The 20716-nt window shown below is 31.5% G+C and carries 13 protein-coding genes; 5 read left to right on the top strand and 8 right to left on the bottom strand.

What is annotated here, in order from left to right:
• Nucleotides 1-159 precede the first annotated feature (159 nt).
• Nucleotides 160-1011, top strand: coding sequence for a ribosome biogenesis GTPase YlqF (gene ylqF / locus KFE69_10955; protein ID UTW44057.1), 852 nt, complete (start codon nt 160-162; stop codon nt 1009-1011).
• On the opposite strand, the gene KFE69_10960 is transcribed toward ylqF, so the two are convergent.
• The 4 genes from KFE69_10960 to KFE69_10975 all read right to left on the bottom strand — a co-directional run bounded on the left by KFE69_10960 (nt 985) and on the right by KFE69_10975 (nt 8551).
• On the bottom strand, nt 985-2826 hold the full coding sequence (locus KFE69_10960) for a hypothetical protein (protein ID UTW42015.1): 1842 nt from the start codon (nt 2824-2826) through the stop codon (nt 985-987). The two genes, ylqF and KFE69_10960, sit on opposite strands and share 27 nt — an antisense overlap.
• Before the next feature lie 112 nt (nt 2827-2938).
• On the bottom strand, nt 2939-4939 hold the full coding sequence (locus KFE69_10965) for a hypothetical protein (GenBank protein ID UTW42016.1): 2001 nt from the start codon (nt 4937-4939) through the stop codon (nt 2939-2941).
• Nucleotides 4940-5242: 303 nt separating this feature from the next.
• Complete coding sequence (locus KFE69_10970; GenBank protein ID UTW42017.1) at nt 5243-7555, bottom strand: hypothetical protein; 2313 nt, start codon at nt 7553-7555, stop codon at nt 5243-5245.
• 246 nt (nt 7556-7801) lie between these two features.
• Nucleotides 7802-8551 (bottom strand): hypothetical protein, encoded by a 750-nt coding sequence (locus KFE69_10975; protein UTW42018.1) that lies wholly within the window; start codon nt 8549-8551, stop codon nt 7802-7804.
• Between the two features lie 59 nt (nt 8552-8610).
• Between KFE69_10975 and KFE69_10980 the strand changes: the two genes are divergently transcribed.
• Both KFE69_10980 and KFE69_10985 read left to right on the top strand, forming a co-directional pair.
• The gene (locus KFE69_10980) at nt 8611-8904 is read left to right on the top strand and encodes a transposase (protein UTW42019.1); all 294 of its coding nucleotides are present in this window, start codon (nt 8611-8613) and stop codon (nt 8902-8904) included.
• On the top strand, nt 8865-9815 hold the full coding sequence (locus KFE69_10985) for an IS3 family transposase (GenBank protein UTW44058.1): 951 nt from the start codon (nt 8865-8867) through the stop codon (nt 9813-9815). Before KFE69_10980 ends, KFE69_10985 begins: the two co-directional genes overlap by 40 nt.
• Here KFE69_10985 and KFE69_10990 read toward each other — a convergent pair.
• Nucleotides 9773-13261 carry a hypothetical protein gene (locus KFE69_10990; GenBank protein ID UTW42020.1) on the bottom strand — a complete coding sequence of 1163 codons (3489 nt, stop codon included), beginning with the start codon at nt 13259-13261 and terminating at the stop codon, nt 9773-9775. The two genes, KFE69_10985 and KFE69_10990, sit on opposite strands and share 43 nt — an antisense overlap.
• Nucleotides 13262-13517: 256 nt before the next feature.
• A complete protein-coding gene (locus tag KFE69_10995; protein ID UTW42021.1) occupies nt 13518-14894 on the bottom strand; it encodes a nicotinate phosphoribosyltransferase in 1377 nt (458 codons plus the stop codon).
• A 216-nt stretch (nt 14895-15110) separates the two neighbouring features.
• Between KFE69_10995 and KFE69_11000 the strand changes: the two genes are divergently transcribed.
• Together KFE69_11000 and KFE69_11005 are read left to right on the top strand one after the other, a co-directional pair.
• The gene (locus KFE69_11000) at nt 15111-16328 is read left to right on the top strand and encodes an amino acid permease (protein ID UTW42022.1); all 1218 of its coding nucleotides are present in this window, start codon (nt 15111-15113) and stop codon (nt 16326-16328) included.
• A 195-nt stretch (nt 16329-16523) separates the two neighbouring features.
• Entirely contained in the window at nt 16524-18287 is a 1764-nt protein-coding gene (locus KFE69_11005) for a hypothetical protein (GenBank protein UTW42023.1), read from the top strand.
• On the opposite strand, the gene KFE69_11010 is transcribed toward KFE69_11005, so the two are convergent.
• Nucleotides 18284-19618, bottom strand: coding sequence for a LysM peptidoglycan-binding domain-containing protein (locus KFE69_11010; protein ID UTW42024.1), 1335 nt, complete (start codon nt 19616-19618; stop codon nt 18284-18286). The two genes, KFE69_11005 and KFE69_11010, sit on opposite strands and share 4 nt — an antisense overlap.
• A 4-nt stretch (nt 19619-19622) precedes the next feature.
• Nucleotides 19623-20639 carry a GTPase ObgE gene (gene obgE, locus KFE69_11015; GenBank protein UTW42025.1) on the bottom strand — a complete coding sequence of 339 codons (1017 nt, stop codon included), beginning with the start codon at nt 20637-20639 and terminating at the stop codon, nt 19623-19625.
• Nucleotides 20640-20716 lie beyond the last annotated feature (77 nt).

The raw sequence follows: 20716 nt of genomic DNA on the forward strand, positions 1-20716 counted from the left end.
ATTTACCATCTTAGTGAATCCATGCTTAAAAATAAATTACTATTGGCTAGTTTTTTGTGCATTATCATTGTGAGTGTAAATTCTACGCACTAGTTACAAAATAGATAAAGTGTTATACTTTGCTAACTAAAAATTTAGCATTTATATCCTATGAGTAACATCCTTCACTGGTTTCCAGGCCATATGCACAAAGCTAGAAAAGAATTAGCAAAACTACTACCTACAATAGATCTTGTTATTGAAGTCGTTGATTCACGCCTACCATTAGCCAGCAGTAACCCACTAATTGATGAATTAATTAAAGACCAAAAACGTCTTAGAATTCTATCTAAAAAAGACCTAGCTGACCCTAAAGTGACTAAACTATGGCTTGAGTACTTTGATTATGCAATCACTTTAAATATCAACCAAGATAAAAGGCTTGCTAATACACTTATTGATAAAGCTAAGCAAATCTTACCAAAACGAGGTACGATACTAAAACCAATCAGAGCGATTATTGTTGGTATTCCTAATGTAGGTAAATCATCTTTAATTAATACCTTAGCTGGCAAAAAAATCGCTAAAGTTGGAAATGAACCTGCCGTTACTCGTCAAATACAAAATATTAGTTTATCACGTGAGTTTTTTATTCGTGATACACCAGGCATTATGTCACCTAGTCCTAAAGATCACGCTAGTGGCTTTAAACTTGCAATATCCGGAGCAATTAGAGATACGGCAATGGATTACCCAAGTGCAAGCTACTTTCTAATTGATTATCTAAAACACTACTACCCTGATATATTATCGAAACGTTATCAAATAGATACAGCAGCCTTATCTAGTGAATTTATTTTAGAGGCAATCGCACAGAAAATTGGTGCGATTAAAAGTGATCAACAATCTAATTTACATCGTGCTGCTGAACGTCTCATCCTTGATTATCGTAATGGGCGCTTGGGTAAGTTATCACTTGAAACACCCAATAATAATGATAATGAACTATTCTGCGGTGAGTTTGATATTTAATTGATCAATATTATTTTTTAGCATTTTTTCATCGATCTTTTGTTTATTGACCATCATCACATGCGCATCTGGCTCTGACTGTTCTTGACTATTCATTTTCTGCTGTTGATACATCATATAATCAAGCATTGTTTGATAAAACTGTGCAATAGTAACTGGTGGTTTTGGATCAACCGATAATTTCAAGCGTTGCGGTTTATCAATAAATTGATCTATTTCTTTTTGATACGCTTTTACTGGTAGTAAATCGCCTTGAGATTGGGCAACACCATCAACAATAGCTTTGATCATTTCTTTAACTTGAGGCTCAGGTGTTTGTAAAATACCACTAGCTACCTTAGTCATATGCTCTAAAAAGTCATTATGATTTTCTAATGTGAATTGCCAATCAACTAACTGCATTTTTTCATTGATTACTTTCGATTGATTAAATGCATCAATCAAAGATTGCAGTGTATCTGTTTGACTGTCTTCTCCTTGTACAGTTTGATCTGCATTCTTTTGATTCTGTTCATCAAATGCCTTAGTTAGCATGTTTACATAATCAGAAACCATTAATTTAGAAGTTACTTTAGTTTTAGCAACTACATTCATATCTAATTTATCTTTAATACCAAAAGCAAGGGATGCGTCATCTAATTGAGATGTTTCATTATAAGCACCTTTACCTTTTAGATAAAAATCATAACGATCATAAGGTAATTGCGCTACAATGGCTTGAACGCCAATATTTGCAGCTTGGTTTAATACAAATGCTTTTGGAAAGTCAAAGCGCGCATCAACATCTATATTTGAACCATTAACATAGGCTTTCTCAAAACCAGCTAGCGGTTTATTCTGATTGAAAATATCATTTAACGTATATTGATTTAAAGTTAAACCAGCTAAAGATAATTGGCCATGATAATGTTGCTTACTTATATCAGCTTTAGCTAATGCATAGCTATTATCTAAATTTAACATCCAATTCATTGCTTGAGTACTGGGTTTATAGTCTAGTTTCATATCAAGAGAAGGATCAGCATCATGCAAATATGCCTTAACCGCTTCATTCGATGCTTTTGAATCACTTTGTAGCATATGATCAAAATTAAATTCAATAACTTGTTCTTGTGGCTTGGCATTACCTAAAATATCATCTATTTGATCAGTAGCAAAACTAACGTTATCTAAATCTGATTTGATATGTATTAGTGGCTTATCATGGTTATTTTTAAGCCATAAATTAAAATCAGTTGAAACTGTTTTTGCTGCACTATTATACGTAAAAGATATATCACCATAACTTGTTGCATATTTATTTGCCATCGCATCTAAGATTTCAAACCAACCAACATAAGCTTTAATATCTTCATTTGCTAAATGCTTTGGATTTTCTTTTTGATCTTTTTCTAAAATTGCTTTTAGTTGCGCTTTTCTAGTTTTTAAGATTTCAAGGTATTCTTTTGCTGGGCCTTTTTTATCTAAATCAAGCGCTATGTGATTAAACGATACATCAACTTTATTAAGCTTATTATTTTTATCTAAAACAAAGTCATCAACACTGATTGAGCCAATATTAATTGGTTGACTCCCAATTATCATACTAACATGATCAATACTAAAGTGATGCGTAAAGAAAGATAACGGCCCAACATTAATTGAATGATAGGTTATATCTTTAATATCAGGACTCTGTTGTTGTATTTTTTTAATTAACGCTTTTGCTTGAACATCCGCTTTTTCTTGTGCGTAATGATCGCCCCAAGCATAAAGTCCTCCTGCGATTGCGACAACAACAACCACTGAGATAATCGTTTTTACTGGCTTTGCCATAATAGATAACTCCAAACTATTTAAATACTATCTCGTCAAACGCTAGCAAAAGTCATGGTAGAAGTCAATTAGGGTAGAAGATAGATTCACCTTTAAATACTTAAACATTCTACTACGCAATACTATCTATATAAGCCTGTAGTGCCTCAGTATAATAACTTTCCGCTTGATTTTCATTCTGTACTGCTTGATATAATAGTTTTGTCGGTTCCTGTCTAACAAAATACGTTAAAATATTATCAGCATTATCAGCGTTTAATACCTCTCTGAGCCTCTCTAAAAATAACTTTTTAAATAGATCACAAGTAATATCTTTATTGTTATTATATGCTTCAATAATTGTTTCATTGTTTAAGGCCACTGCAATATTTTTTGGTACTAAACCAAAGTCTGAAACATGATAGACATCATTTACTTTATCCCCTCCTCCAAACATTGATAATCTCTCATTTGCGCTACTGACAAAAGATCTTAAAAAATTTGATTTTTCATGACTATTTGTGCTTTCCTTTAAATAAAGTATAACGTTAACTTCTATCAGCTGATCTATATCTTCATCTTCCAAAGAAAGATCATGATTTTCTCTCAGCATTTCATATATTCTAGTTCTCACAGTTTCAGAAATTGCATCTACGATATGCGCATCACTTAATAATCCTTTACTGAGGTTTTTCTGCTCACAAATTGTATTCACCTTCTCAGCTGTTAAAACTTCATCAACCAACTTTTGACTTCTTGCTTGTAGTCTAATATCTAATGCTTTTATGCTAAATTGCGTTGATAGCTTCTTAGTGAGTTTATCTTCAAGATCATCAAATTTGGATTCATATTCTGTTAATATTTCTTCTTGACTAGCGACATAACGTTCTTGTTCACTTCTGTTTATTTCTAGTTCTCTAATAGCTTTACATGAAGACAGATACTTTTCTTGATATCCACATCTATACTGATAGTCTACATTATTTCTAATATCACCTTGAGTTACTTCATATAACAATGCATCCTTATTATTATTTATTTCTGAATTTAAATAAGCTGCTAATTTACCACATTGTCTGTTATGAAGTCGTCGTTCAAATCTATTATCAGATCGATTTAGTTTACAATTTAGAAAAATATCTGATACAACTTCGTCAAATTTAAAGGACTGTATAACACCTTCTTTAAACCGAGGATCACCATTATTATAATTAAAATAGTTACCAAAAATAAGTTCAAAATCTTCTTCTCCATGAGCTGACATGCTATCATTTTCATTTGCAACCTCTCCACCTTCACAATAAAATTTTGCAATGTTTAGAAGAAAGTTTTGCCTTTTATTTACAACATTATCTAATCTGCTAGATATTTCATCAAAACTCGTATCTTCATTAAACCAGACATCATCTATCATTAGTCTAACTAATTGGTTTTTATTAATTTGAAGTTGCCTATCTATCTTCGAAAGTTTACGCTTCTCAATAGCTAAATTTGCTTTAGCTTCATCAATTGCTTTTTTTTCATTCTCTAACTCTATATAGCCACTATGAAACTCAGTATTCAATGTTAATTTTTCAATTGTTATAAGTTTTAGTAAACGCACATCTAAAGCATCATCTGTTGTTCGCTTTTTAAGATTATAAAAAAAATCATCCAATGAATTTTGAAGTTTACTACATTCTCTTTCAAATCTATTATCCTTCGTATGTTCTCTTATAGTAGGTTTAATGATCTGATAAATAGTTTTTAGAAGAAATAATTTCTCGATTAATGGCATTAACGGTTTGATACTTTGAGCATTCTTTATTTTAAATTTACCTAAAAGGGCATCATAGCTATCTTTCTTTTTTTTAGCTTGTTCATCTTGATAATGCTTATTTAGCATATCACCATCATATTGAGTAAAAGCTTTAAAGGGGCTCAATAATCTACTAATACTTTCGTTAAATTTTTCAGCACTTTCTAACAACCGATCTGGATTATCCATGTTTGAAATTAACTCATCAATTACTAGGGCCTCTTCGAGTAATTCCAAAAAAAAACTACGCTCGTTTTTCTTTAATGTATGTCTTTCATTAATAAATTCCCTGTCTAACAGTCTTTTCTGTAATTCTGCTTTACTTTTAATTCGCATACCAACCTCCCAAGATTATCTATTGACATATTCTTCAACATAAAATCTATCACAAAATAACCAATCAAATTAAATAATGAAATATTAGTTTTGAGATAAATGACGACTATCTCTAATTATTAATAATCAGAGAAAATTAAAAAATTGATTGAATAATAATCTAGATAATTTTTAAAAGAGACAAGTTTATGATGAAATATTTTACTTCAAGAAGTATTTTTTATTTATTTGATTTACAATAAAATTTAAACGAATGTTTGTATGTTTAGATAAAAAGTATATATTGTTAATGTTTATTATTTATTAAGATACTAATTCTAATTCTCCTTTCACTGTTGAACTCTGTTGCCCATAAGTAGAAAACGGCATACTTGAGCCAGTGGGATATAAATCAATTCCACATTTTTCAAGGTAATCCCTTGTTATTTCATCTTTACGAAATTCATTAAAAATAATTTTTTCTATTTCCGATACCTTTTTGTGCTTTGGACGGCGTTTAGTTAAATCGTCAAATAGTTGATCTAGTTTTTCATAAGTAAAAGAAGTCATATCCACAGCAACTCCTCCATCTTCAATATGTGCATAACCTTTTAATTTCTGATTAAACCTTGATTGTGGACTCTTTTTAAAAGCTGCAACAAATGCAGATGATTCTCCAACATCTTTTTTACATAACATCCAATAATCTTCAAAAGCATTAATTATCTTATTTGTCATGCCACCATGAAGTAAATCATTAGTACTATCAGTAAAACCTATAATAGGAGCAGTTAGTGTAGTTACTCTCTCCTGTTCTCTTTTTCTGCTATTAACTACTGCTTTATAATAACTATCAACTGCTTGCTCTATATCAATACCTTTATTAATCAGCTCTTGATAAAAGTTCTCTGTTGCATCTGATCTTGAATTTAATATAGAACCTTCTTTATAGTTTTTTTGAATCATTGTTGTTAAACGTGTTTTAAACTGTTTATAACTTATATTACTATCTTTTAAGATTGTTCTAATTATTTGGTCATTTAAAACCTTAGCAAGCGTAGATGGTAATTTAGTATCTTTTTCTTTTAATCCAAGTAACCCTATATACTCCAAATTTAAATCATCTCCACCACCTAAAACAACATTTGTTTTAGCAGCATTAATTAATTTAAATAATAACTCTGATTTTTTCTTTTGATCTTCATATTTAGCGATAATACCGCTAATTCGACTTTCTATTAATTTCTCTATTCTAAATTTATCAGTTTTATCAACAACATAGAATGTATGGTTTGGATAATCATGTTCTATTTGAATTTGAAACTCCTTTTTTAACTCTGCAATAGTAGAACTACTTAATTGATACTTAAATTGACGTAAAACACTCATAACCATTTCATCAATTACTGATTGAATACGCCCTCTACGTGCAAAGTTAAACGTTATATCTCGATCAAAACTATCCAATGTTCTATCTAATCTTTGATTTAACGATTGAAGTTTACGACTAATTGTTTGGTATTCTTGATGTCTTTCTCTTTGTTTCTGCTCTCTAGTATCAATAGCATTAACGAGACTGATGTATCGGTCATTATATTTAAAATCTTGTTTTGCTCTTACATCACCTTGAGTAATTTTAATACCCAAAGCATGCTGATCTACATTAACTTGATCTCTTAGAATATTCGCTATTAAACCACATTGCCTTCTTGTGAAAAAACGATTTCTAAATTTAAGACAACGATCAAATATATGGTTTAATATGTTCTTAAAATTTTCAAAATCTAGGCCTTCTTTGAATGTTGGTTTACCATTATTATAATTAAAATAATCACCAAATATGCGTTTAAAATAATACTCACTATGACTTTTTAGACCTAAAATTGAATCTCCTTTACAGTAAAGATCAGCAATTTTTAATAGAAAGCTTTCTCTCTTAATTAATATATCATCTTGATCTCCTTTTAAATTACTAATTTGTCTATTAACTTTATTATATTGACTATTTAATCGACTCAGATTTTCTTTATAATTTTTCTTTTTTAAATCTAACTTATTAAATTGACTACAATACGAAGACTCTTGTTCTCTACTTAACACATTATCTGCAATATTAAATCTTGTTTGACTTAATCTATTTACAGCTTCAAATTTATATTGATATACTTCTGAATGACTTAATACATCATAAGATAAAAGACAACTAATAAAATAATTTAAATTACTCTTAACTCTATCACATTTATGCTGAAAATCACCACCATGTTGATATTGAGGTAACTCTGGTAATAAAAATTGACAAACTGTTTGTAAAAAAATCAAGCGTTCAATTGTTTCTTTAAATTTCTCCCCCGAATGCCAACCTCTTAAAGTTTCAAAACTTCTATCAACCTTTTCTTTATTTGGCCCAAATAAACTATCATCTTTTCTAAATGGATTAAATAGCTTATTAAAATCATCATATTCAAAGTTTTGAATATATTGATATAGCTGATCTGGATAATTAACGCTTTCTTTTAAAGCATTAATATCTATCAGTAAATCTAGTTGCTCAGAAAAAAAACGATAATCGCGAGCAGATAATGCATAACCATTACGTCCTATATTCGTTTTAAATTGTTCTAAATTACGTGACATACCAACCTCCCTAAATTCAATTTATTTTAACTACCCTCAATATCGAAACTAACACAAAATAATCAAATAAGTTAAATACTATAAAGCGTCCTTTGATATAAACAAAGCTTCATAAAATTGGATTTATAAAAGAATTAATTTTAAAATCAATATTATATTTTTTCAATAATCAGTCTTAGATTGAAATATATTTAAAAAGCATATCGTTCTATTTTGGCGATTTATAAAGAAGGTTAATTTTAGTTTTTACTTAAATTCTTGTGCGGCTGAGAAGGAAGTTCTCTTTCCTTTTTGCTCCATTGCATGAAATAAATAGCTATCTTGTGGGCTTCCTTGTTGTATCGATTGCTTATGATTAAGCGCATTTAGAATAAAACTTTGATCTACATCGTTTTGCACTGCTTCATTGATAGTAAACTTTCCCTTACCTATTTGAAGCCTAGATACCATAAGTCCATTAATCATTTCCACTGCTGCCTGATTATTTCTATCTTTATTAAAAAATGGCGCGACCATTTTATCAGCTTCTTCTATCCATCTATTGACAGTCTTTATCAATTGACCATATTGCTGTGACCGCCCTTCATCTTGTAAACCAAGTTTTTTTAAAATGATCTCTTGACAATATTCAATACGCTTATCTTTATCATAAACTTCATAGTGACCTTCATTATTATCATAATGCTTATTAAGCAATATATTAGCGACTGAATTTTTATCCCAATCACTTAAACGATGCTGAGCATCACTTAAAATAAAGGTAATATCTGCACCTAATGAAGATGAAGTACCTGAAATTTCATTCAATAACCTTAAACTTTTTGATGTTGCTTTTGGATACTCTTTTTTTACCTCTTTTCCTTGCATTAAACTTAAACGCATTTGAGACTCGTCTAATTCTTTCTGTATCCTTTCATTTTCTAATTTAAGTTGAGCTAATTCTACTTCTAAAGCATCTGCTCTTTCTTTTTGAGTTTCTACTGATCTGGTTACCATTAGGTAGACACTTTGTTATGGGATGAATTATCATCTTATCAACAAACCAGGAGAACTTTATGACAACTAGAAAACGTCATTCTTATGATGCTGAATTTAAACGTAATGCAGCATCGTTATATGTTAATGGTAAAAAAAGCTTATCAGAATTAACAAAGCAATTAGGAGTAGCAGAATCTACTTTATACAACTGGGTTAGTGAGTATCGTCAACGAGGAGATGAAAGCTTTAAACCCAAAGAACTCTCGGCACAAGAAAAAGAATTACTTGCGCTTAAAAAGCAATTAGCTGATGTTAGCATGGAGCGTGATATATTAAAAAAGGCGTTAACCATTTTCTCAAAGAAAAAGTAAAAAGAGCCGAGCTTTATGAATTTATTAATTTGTATCGGCGAGATTTCTCAATTGAGAGAATGGCAAAGATTTTTGGTGTTAGTCGTAGCGCTTACTATCAGTACAGTCGTGGTAACTTGTCTAAGAAAGAGATAATAAATAGCCAGTTACGCCCTCTGTTAATCAAAGCATTCATAAACTCAAAGGGAGAATATGGCACAAGGCGGTTACAGCTTTTACTTAGACGACTAGATATCTATGTCGGTCGTAAACGTATTGCTAAGCTAATGAAAGAATTGGGGCTTTATGCTAAAGCAAGAAGAAAGTTTAAGGTAACCACCAATCAAAGTAAAAGACCTTATTATGTTGCACCTAATTTGTTAAAACAAAAATTCATGGTAGAAGCTCCTAATGAGGTATGGGTGAGTGATATCACTTATGTGCCAACTAATGAAGGATGGTTATATTTAGCAACTGTTGTTGACTTATTTTCAAGGAAAGTTGTTGGCTTGGCTATGAGTCAGCGTATTACAGCTGATTTAGTTTTAAGGGCAGTTAATCAAGCAGTTAAAAGGCGACAGCCTGATTCAGGGTTGATATTACACTCTGATAGGGGATCTCAATATACAAGCCGAGTTTATCATCAATTAACTAAAAAGCATCGAATTAGATTAAGCATGAGTAGTACGGGTAACTGCTATGACAATGCTGTAGCTGAAAGTTTTTTCCATACTTTGAAATTAGCAGTTGTACATGATCAGAAATACCAAACTAGGAATCAAGCAATGCGCTGTATCTTTGAATATGTTGAAGTTTTTTATAACCGCCAAAGGATGCACTCAACGTTAAACTATTTATCACCAGAGGAGTTTGAAAGAAATTATTTTAATCAACCACAATATCCCATAGCCAAGTGTCTAGTAAAAGGTTGACAGATCACTACTGCTTCATTTTTACTCTGCAACTCAGCTTTAGCATCGGATAGTTTTTGATCTAATTTTGTATTTTCCTCAATTAACTCTTGTTTTTCTTTCTTTAATTCTTCTACTTCAGCTTTCATCTCAGCATTTTCATTTTCTAACGTAGAAATCCTCTTATCTTTATCTTTTTCTTGGTCTTTCAATCGTTGAAAATCATGATCTTTGGATTCAATATCCGCTTCTAAGCGCTTTTTAGTTTCTGTAAGTTTTTCAACTTCAGTTTGCTCTTTTTCTTTTTCTAATCTTTTTGTTTCTTCTTTTGCTTTCTCAACTTGAGATTCAAAAGTTAATTTTAATAATTCCAACTGTTCATCATGCTTTTTAGACTGCTCTTCTATTTGCGATCTTAAATCTACAATCGTACCTTGTAGTTGCTGACTCTCTGCTTCTTTTTCTTTTAATTTTGCTTTTAACTCTTCACAAATCTTTCTTAAATTTTCAATTTCTAACACTTGCCTTTGAATAATTGAATCAGCTGCACCAATTTTTCTATTCGCCTCATCAATTGCTAAACCTGAATTTTTCAGTACTTCTTGATTCTCACTAATGAATTTTTCAAGCTTTTCCTTCTGTTGTTCGACAAATGCAATCCGCTTAGTAAAGTTTTCTTTAATTTCTTCAAATAATTGGTCTAAATCTCGATCCTTAATACCTGATGACTCTAATTGTATTTTTGCTAAAAATTGTGTATCTCTGGAAATAGATGCCTGACAGTCTGCAACCATTAGACCTAAACTTTCTATCATCTGTTTAAAATGACTTTCTAATGTTGTTTTTAATCCACTAATTTCCTCTTTAGCACCTGCAAGCTCTTTTTGTACTTTCTGGTTAGATTCATTTAAAGAATCAATTTGTTTCTCTTGAACATCAATTTGACTCTTCTGTAATCCAATCTGCTCACCTAAACTGTCAACTTGTTTTTCTAATGCAGTTTTTGATTTTTTAAGCGATTCATTTTCTTCTTTTTCTATTACTAACTCACCACCTAAACGCGTTACTTCTGCACCTTTAACTTGAAGTTGAATCTCTCTTTGTCTTAAGGATAATTGAAGTTCTTGTTCTTTATGACTAGTTAATTTACCAATAACTTGTACTAATTCTTCTAAATTTTCTCCTTTTCCAGAAAGTGTATTTACTTGTTCCTGTAAAAGACTAACTTTTCTTTTTTGAGCTTGCACTTGTTCTTCAAGATTACTAATTTCTCGCCCTTGAACAGAAATAAGACTCTCATCAACTTTAGCTACTTTAGTCTTAGCATCAACTAATTCTTCTTGAACAATAATCACATCATCTTGAGCCTGGCTTTTACTTGTCATTGCTGATAATTGACTTTTCACTGCACTAAGTACTGCTTGAGTTTTTTCTAAAGCATCTTTTTCTTTTTCAAGCTCTGCCTTCGTTTTATCTAGTGTTTCTTTAGTTTCAGTTAATTCAACTGCTGTTTCTTTTAATTTAGTTGCTAATTCTGCCTTTTCATGGCTCAGCCCAAAGACATCTTTTTTTCTAGCTTCAATAATATCATGATCTTTTTTAATAACATTGCTTAATTGAGACTCTCCAGCTAAATCTCTTGATCTTTCAATCAATAACAATTCATCTATTAATTTAGTATTAAAAAGTTCAACTCGTTGATTTACTGCAAGCTTATCCTCTTTTTCTTTGATTGTTTTGACATAAGCCATTAATTTATTATAAGTATTATCCTTAAAGCTTTTAAAAACAGCTTTAAAGTCATCAAAATCATGCTCATTTTCTAAAGTAAATCTAATTGAAATATCTTCCTTATTATGCACACATTGGAAATATGGTTTACCTTGAAAACTTTCATTTAATTGCTTTATAGTAATAGCCCGGGCTTCCGGATTTAACATTCTAAACTCATGACTTACAAATATTTCCTCAATATACTCTGAAATCAGACCATAAGTAGACTTATACTCGGATCTTGGTAATTCAACCATACTATGATCTCTAGCAATCACAGTAATACATTGATCTAAATCTCTTCTCGCTTCAAAATATTTTTTTACTACATCAGCATAATTATCTTCAATAATTGATTGTATCTGTATATATTGATGATTAATTGTTTGCCTTTGACTTTCAAATAAACTAAGCATTTGGCTAATATGTTTATTAGTCGGCACATGCTTATTAGCTTCTAAATATTTTTTTAATTCCCCAATCGCATCACTATCTATATTTTTCTGCTTTTTTTTAATATTGTCATATAATTGATTATAAGCTGTATAGACTCTTTCTAATTCTTGTTGATTATAAACTTTTAAACTACCAGCAAAGTCAGCCATAACTGACAATTTATGCGTTAAAATCGAAAACTGCTTATACATGCCGGCTAAATCTAATAAGCCATCGACACAAAAGCCAATATCAGAACGTCTCGTACCTCCTTGTAATTTCCAATCAGCAACATAAGATTTATTTGCTTCAGCAAATTCTTGTGCAGTTTTTTGTCGTTCCTGAAAATCTCTTTTAAATCCTGGTATTTCAGCTATCTCAGTTTGACTACAAAATCCTGCTATTACTTGAAATCTCTCAGCATATGGGTTCTTCTTTGACTCAGAAATATACCTAGCACCAAGCACTTCACTTTCATGTTGAATACCAAACGTTTTTGTAGGTTTAACAAATGCTTGCCTGATCAAACCTTTTGATAGATTACCCAAATCAGCACTTGCTAATAGCGGCTGTTTGTCATCACTTGTCATCAACATAGCAGCTAATTTCAAAGTAGCTTCTGCCATTAAATTTGAGTCAAATGACAATTTACCAAAACGATCTTTTGCCGATTGATTAATATTATATTGTTGTAAATGCTGTTTAGCTTTTTGTATGTTTTCTATTGCAACTCCAACAAATGGCACTCGATCGTTGCCAAACTCAATTTCTCCTGAAAAGTCAGTTAAAAAATTTTCAACACCCTCTAAAAACTCAATATCTTTTGGTTCACCATTTAAATAAGGCAAAACTTCTGTTAATAAATGATTTAAATAATTTAAAACACCAGAAGTTGCATCATTTTCAGAGCCTGAAAATACTCTACCTTCTATACGTAATTTATAATACTCATTCAGTGATCTTGCTGCTGATTGCAATGCCCTTTGATAATTAATGTCAACCTTACCAACATAATTAACTTGATCCATAGAAACACTAGATTCTCTAGCCTTTTTACCAAACTTATATTGGCCTTGATCTGCTTCAGGTGCATTAAATGGAGGCACATCATAATGTTTCAATAATGTTCCCTGATACATTTTTAAATATAATGCTGCTTTTTGATTATCAGCTTCTAAAATACTATGAACTAAATCAAATGTTGCCTTAGATGCACTAACTGCTGTAGAACCTAATGTATAGAAAACACCGCTACCCATTTTCACACTCCTGAATAATTACTAAGCTATTAATCATTAATAAACTTTATCAATTACCAAGCTATCAAAAATTTAAGAAATAAATAATATATAATTTAAATAAAATGCAATATTTATTATTTAAGTGAATGTTTATATAATTTTTTATTGAAATAAATAGATTGCAAATCAAATATATAATTATAATATAATTTTCGTAATAATTTAATAATATTTACAAATTACATGAAAATAACATTGAAATAAGCGATCACTTTTAAACGTTAGCTCGAATCTCTGAAAGCGTTTGATCTGATAAAATTTCACCATCTTCAAAAACAGGTTCTAAATAGTTAAAACGGCCATTTAAATTATCGAGGCGCACCGTTTGAAATACTTCGCCTTCTTTTATAAGGGCAAGCCGACCTCGTTTCGATTTTTTCTGATGATCAGTTACAGGATCTTTATAAATATCCTGCCATTTTTCATTAATACAAATAGCAGATGCTTTCATAGCAAAGCGTTGCGTATCACGATTAACTTTTTGTAGTAATTCTGCCCCCATACCAAAAGCAACATTCTCAGCTGAAAACCCTTGCTCCTTCATTGCCAATAATATCGTTTCAACTGACTCAAAAGAAATTCCATCACCTTGAATAATGCGTAAATAAGGTGGCAATACCTTATAGCCTTTTGAGTTAGTTTCAAAACCAAATTTTTCCATTAAAATGCTCAAGGTCTTACAAATGACTTCTACTGGGTTACCACTATCAGGTCTAATTACGATAGTACCGCCATTATTGACTATTTTTTCCTTTAAGGTATCGCCCCAAAGTGATTCTAGTGCATGCCAGAGATTGTAAGAGTCACTTACAACTGCAACTAATTTACCATCACCTGAAAATTGATTAATCATATTCTCATAAGCATCGACTTCGTTTGTTTTCCCCCATGCAGTAATCGTTGAGTGTTCAGCTGCTGGAATTGAAAAACCTGCCATTGGTTCATGATAATATTTTCTTGCCAAAGCTAAGGCAGGTGTCGTATCTGTACCTAAAAAATTAACCAAATGTGCTAAACCACCCAAAGCTGCACTTTCATAAGAGCTTGCACCTCGAGCACCAAAGTCATGCAGTTTAAATAAGATACTTTCTGTAGAATCAGCAGTCTCTTCTAAAAATTTAAGTATGATCTGCTTAATATGATAAGAAACTGTTGCAACTGTTGATGGATACCATATCGCTCTTAATAATGATGTCTCAAGATAGTTAGTTAGCCAAAAACATGCTGGATCTGTATTAACCATCTGTAGCATTACCTGACGTTTAGCAATTAAACTGCCTTCTTTAACCGCTTCAATTCTTACAGGCATAATACCATGATGTTTCTCTAAAATATGAAGCCAACCTTTTCGATTAAAAACCAAACCATGAGATAATAGAATATCTTCTGCTTCGTTAATATTTTCTATTGTAATAGGTTTGGATAAATAGGCTTTTAGATAGTACTGTAATCCAAAAAATAATGTTTGATCATAACGCCCACCTCTTGATTCAATATAACTGGACATATATTGCGCACCTTTGGGGTATTGTAAATAATGTGACGCTTTATATGAGTCTGTATTTAAAATCAAATTTTGGCTATTAAACATGAAAAAGACCTTTTTATCTATCATATCCTAAGCATTCTAACAAAATATTCTTAATTTATAACCCATGCATTAAAGTAATTTTTGCTTAAGCACAAAATAAAATAAGTTCACTTTTTTCTTTTTAATCGATAGGTTAACTGTGGCATACTAAAAAATTATTTATGGTCTATCTATTACTACTATAAATGATAAAAAATAAATACAATTGGAGATATTATGCATAAAGCATCTATTCAACGTCAATTTGGTAGCACAATGATTGTTATCGGTACACAAATTGGCGCAGGCATATTAGCTATTCCTATTATTACAGCCGAGTTAGGTTTTCCTCTTGCTATGCTATTAATGCTTATCTCATGGATACTTATGACTTATACTGCTATTTTAGTCTCAGATATTGCACTTCATATGCCAAAGGGTACAAGTTTTGGGCGTATGGCAAAAATGACTTTAGGTGTGCCAGGCGCTGTTATTTCATGGCTAAGCTTTATTTTATTGTTATATACAATCTCTGTCGCTTATATCTCTGCTGCATCTTCTGCATTTCACCACTTAGTGACAACCATCCCACAATCAATCTGGGCAATTTTATTTGTCATAGTCTTTGCCTGTATTACGCTTTTAGGTACAGGCTCTGTCGATTGGGTTAATCGTTTATTATTAACCATTAAATTACTATTTTTAATTATTGTTTGTCTTATATTATCTCGCTATGTTGAAGTAGCCAATCTAGGCGATCATGCTTTTAGTACAATGACACTGTTACTAGCTATCCCTGTTTTAATTACCTCATTTACTTCACATATTATTGTACCCCCTCTAGTTGACTACCTTCATCGTGATAAAAAAGCAATCTTTCGCGTGATGATTATTGGCAGTACCATACCATTTATCTTATATATTTTATGGGAAATTGCTGTTCTAGGTACTTTACCTTTAAATGGTTCAATTAGTTTTATGCAATCTATTTTTTCACATAAGGCTGTTGCAGATACTAATATTGGTGATATTTTAACCGCTTTATCAGCTAAAATTGGCCAAGCACATATTGCCAAATTTAGTATTAACGTATTTACTGATATTTCTGTAATGACTTCTTATCTTGGTGTAAGCCTTGCCCTTTATCATTTTGTCAAAGATAGCTTTAAACTTGACCATATTCGCCAACCAATATTAAGACGAAGTATTGCAACACTCTTGTGCTTTGCAATACCTTTAGTTATTGTACTTTTTTATCCGAATCTATTTGTCATTGCTATTAGTTATGTTGGCGTATTTGTTTGTATTATGTTTTTATTATTACCTGTTTTAATGGGCATTCGACTAAGATGCCAAAAGCTAACATTTAATTACAAGCTCTCACGTCAATACTATTTATGGTTTATAGTATTTGTTGCAGGAATAGGTGTGATTATTTGTCAAATATTAAGTTAAATCTCTCTGTTTTTTAAGCTTTTTTTTACTTTTGAAAATCATAATAACTTATCATCATAGACCATTTTATATTTCAATTTATTTGATTTTTCTATTGCTGAATAATTGTTTAAAAAATATGATAAATTTTAACTTTGTATAATAATTAAACTTTATATTTTAATATATAAGAGCGCTTTTAATGGAGTAAAGGCAATGACTGAGTTAGAAATCGTCTTAGCTGCAATAGATCAATATATTGAACAGTCCAATGCTAGCTCTACTAAAACAGTAAAAAATTTCTTAACATACTGGACAGGTGGAACATCTGGAGTTGCTCGTGCAAAAGAGTTAAAAGAGTTACTCGAAAGAATCGGCTATGAAACAGTTGAAGAGGAATCTATTAAGGAAGATAGTAAAGGTAAAATTGATCAAGAAGATCAAGATGAATTTGAAGTTATTGACTCTAACGTCATTAAGAAAAAAGCAATTAACAGAGAACATATTCATTCATTTATCCTAGCTTACATACATAAACAAAAAAGTGAAATGAAAGATGCTATTTTAGCATGTGGTTTAACAACCGTAGATAAAATTAACTTTGATGCTTTTGTTAATGGCAACGATCAAACCGATAGTTTAAGAGCAATTATTCAATACTGGCTGACTTTAAAAAGAACACTTCATATAGATCAAGCACCACCTAGCTCTTTTAAGGGCAAACTTAAACAAAATAAAGTTAAAAGAATTATCGCAACTTCTGATACACCTATGCCGGAAGTGTTACCCACAGAAGGTGGTAAACAGAAAGTTTTTGATAAAGATACAGGCAGGGTTATTGCAAGAACAGAGGAAGTTCAGCAAGAATTTGTAAAAGAGGCTAAATTAAAAGAATATGTAACAGAAAATTACCCTTCTCTGCTAAAACATATGTCCTTTCAAACGCAAGATAAATTGAACCCTAATAGTGCTTTTGTATCAACATATGGCTTCGATAATGAAGATTTTTTTGGATTTGAAACACTTGATAAATTTATTTCTCAAGCAGAAACACGAAACTACACACCCAGACAAATACTACAAATTATTGAACAAATTTTTGATATTACTCATCAATTTTGGTTAGCTGGGATTTCACATCAAGACCTTCATTCTGGCAATATCAAAATTATCCCTGATGGGCCTTATGATAGTGATAAAACGTTTTTTAAAGTTAAAATTTTTGACTATGGTAATGCTAAATTTAATCCACAATTACAAAAAAATGATTTATTAGTTGATTGGTCTTATTTATTGCGGGGTCGCTCTGCAACCGTCTCTGATGAAATTGGCAGAAGTATCGTTTCTTACATGCCTGTTGATACAGAAGTTAACAAAAAGCATTATCCAATTATTAAACTAATGCAACTATTAGATCCAACAGCTCAGTTAAAACCAGTATTTAATGAACATACCGAATACTTTCTTAATTCACTGAGATATGCTAGAACAGATGATATTGACACCTTAGATTATCTCTATAACAATTTTAAATATGCATTTTTTACAAAAATAGCAGAAAATAGTCATATTTATGATAAATCAAGCCATACTAAACTTGAACCAAAAGAACAAATTGACCTATCTACATCTACTCAAGTATCTGAAAAAGTAGAACTAACTAGCCAAAATAGTCAAAAAGATAAAACACTGCCACTAAAAGAAAAGTTAGAAACGCAACAACAATCTAGCATAGAGCCAAAAGTAACCGTTAATCTTGATATGCAGTCACTTGTAATTCAAGAAGAATATAGAGGACCATCACAGCATAATTCATTATCAATCGAACGAATACAGCCAATTGAGACTGGTTTACGTAAACGAAATAAATCACAATCATTATCACAATCTAACCCTGATAATATGTTTTTTGATCATGAAATAGACACTCAAAAGATAACTAATTCTCTACCAGAATTTCCAAGATTAAAAACAGACTAAGATGCCTTAAAAATTTTATTTGGTGAAATTAAGTCACCCTGGTAACGTATTTCAAAGTCTAGCTGTGTATCGCCTTTAAATTTGCCTAATTGGCCAACGACCTGTCCTTGATTGATTGATTGTCCTTCTTTGACATCTATCGACGCTAAATTACCATAAGCTGATAAATATTGATTACCATGATCAACAATTACCATTCTACCATAGCCATTAATACCAACACCTGAATAAATCACCTTCCCTTTTGCGACAGAACGTATCGGATCATCTACTTCACCATCAATTAACCAAATATTATCTTGGTCACTAACCTTGCCTTTTAAAGGTAATTGCCAATTAATACCAGCATAATTAATCGAGTTAGAAGCTATGTTTTTTATACTTTCATCATGACTGGTTTGAGTACTTAGATCTATTTTAGTTGTTTCAGTTGAGGTATTTTTGACAGTAACCGCTTTGACCGGCTCTTTTTTAGTCTCTTCTTTTTTTGCCACTTTTTGAGTATTTGAATCTAATGGTTTTAATGTAGTAACTGCTGGTTGATTATTCACTTGAGGTTTAGGCTGATTAGATACGGTCTTATTAACATGGTATAAATCTGGATTAACCAATAATTTTTCGCCAACAAAAATATCATACGGTGGCTTTATTTGGTTAATCATCGCAATCTGATTTAAGTTTAAATTAAAATCTCGAGCAATGCCTAATAAGGTATCTCCACGTTTAACGGTATAGTAATCAGTTTGAAGCGTTTCTTTTTCTACGTTATTGTTCGCAGTGACTACTGGTTGTGGCTTTTCATTCTCTATCGATTTAGCTACAACTACTTTATCTTCTTTCTTGGGAGGTATTTTATTTGAGTTATTTACTTGAGTATTGATATTATCATCTGATTTAGTTTGCGTTTTAACCACTGGTGTATCAGGTTGAATTAATGCATCCTGATTATCATTAAATTGATTTTGTGCAATTTGATCATCGTTTAGATTTGCTGTATTTGAATCATTATCTATATTATGCGTATTATCTTGACTCGCTTTCATTGACTCAGGTGCAAAAAATTGTAGTTTTTGGCCTACTTCAACCCGATATGGTGATTGAAGGTTATTCCACAATATAATAGCCCGCTCACTAATACCATAGGCTCTTGATATACTCGGCAAGGTATCACCTTGCTTAACTGTATAGTATTTTGGCATTTGTCCTAAACTTGTAACTTCAGCAGCACCACCTTGACGCGGCGCATCAAAAAAATTTGTAATTGATGCACAAGCAGTTAGAAGCCCTGTTAATAGTAGGATTACACCTCGCAACAACCAGTTTAAACCCATGATACTAGCTATCCTCTTTTAATCCTTTAATATACTGCATGATATCATAAATTAAACGCTGCGTTCCATCATTTGTCAATGCCGATATATGATAGATTGGGCCTTGCCAATCTAGTGCTTCAATAATTTCATTAGCAATACTTTCTGCTTGATCACCTAAGATATCTGTTTTATTTAATACAAGCCATCTTGGCTTAGATGCTAAATCTTGATTATATTTCTCAAGCTCTAATGTTACTTTTTTAATTGAATCCACTGCGCTTGTACCATCAACAGGCGCAATATCTACTACATGTAATATTAATAAAGTACGTGAAAGATGCTTTAAAAAGCGTAATCCAAGGCCAGCACCTTCACTTGCACCTTCAATAACACCTGGAATGTCCGCCATTACGAAGCTTTCAAGTGGATTAACGCGGACTACACCTAAACCTGGATACATTGTTGTAAATGGATAATCTGCTACTTTAGGTGTTGCAGCAGAAACAGAGCGAATTAAAGTTGATTTACCTGCATTTGGAAAACCTAATAAACCAACATCAGCCAATAATTTTAATTCAAAACGAATATCTCTAGCTTCACCCTCTTCACCCGGTGTAGTCTTTCTTGGCGCTTGGTTAATACTACTTTTAAAATTAATATTACCAAGGCCGTGACGCCCACCTTTGGCAATGCACAAAACTTGATCGTGATGAAGGATTTCCCCCATTAAATCACCACTTTGGACATCATAAATTGCAGTACCTACTGGTACTGTCAAATATAAATCATCTCCCATTTTTCCAGTACAATTACTACCTGCACCAGGCTGACCACTTTTGGCTCTATAGCTACGTACATAGCGATAATCAACTAACGTGTTGACATTACGATTACCTTTAACATAAACACTGCCACCATCACCTCCATTACCCCCATCAGGGCCACCTTTGGGGACATATTTTTCACGTCTAAAGCTCAAACAGCCATTACCACCTTTACCTGCTTCAACGTGAATACGTACTTCATCAACAAATTTCATTTATTTTTCACACACTGTCTTTACATTAAACATAATACAATTCTATATAAGTAGGCTATCTTAGCCGAAACTCACCT

This window comes from bacterium SCSIO 12844, from assembly GCA_024397935.1.
GTDB lineage: Bacteria > Pseudomonadota > Gammaproteobacteria > Francisellales > Francisellaceae > M0027.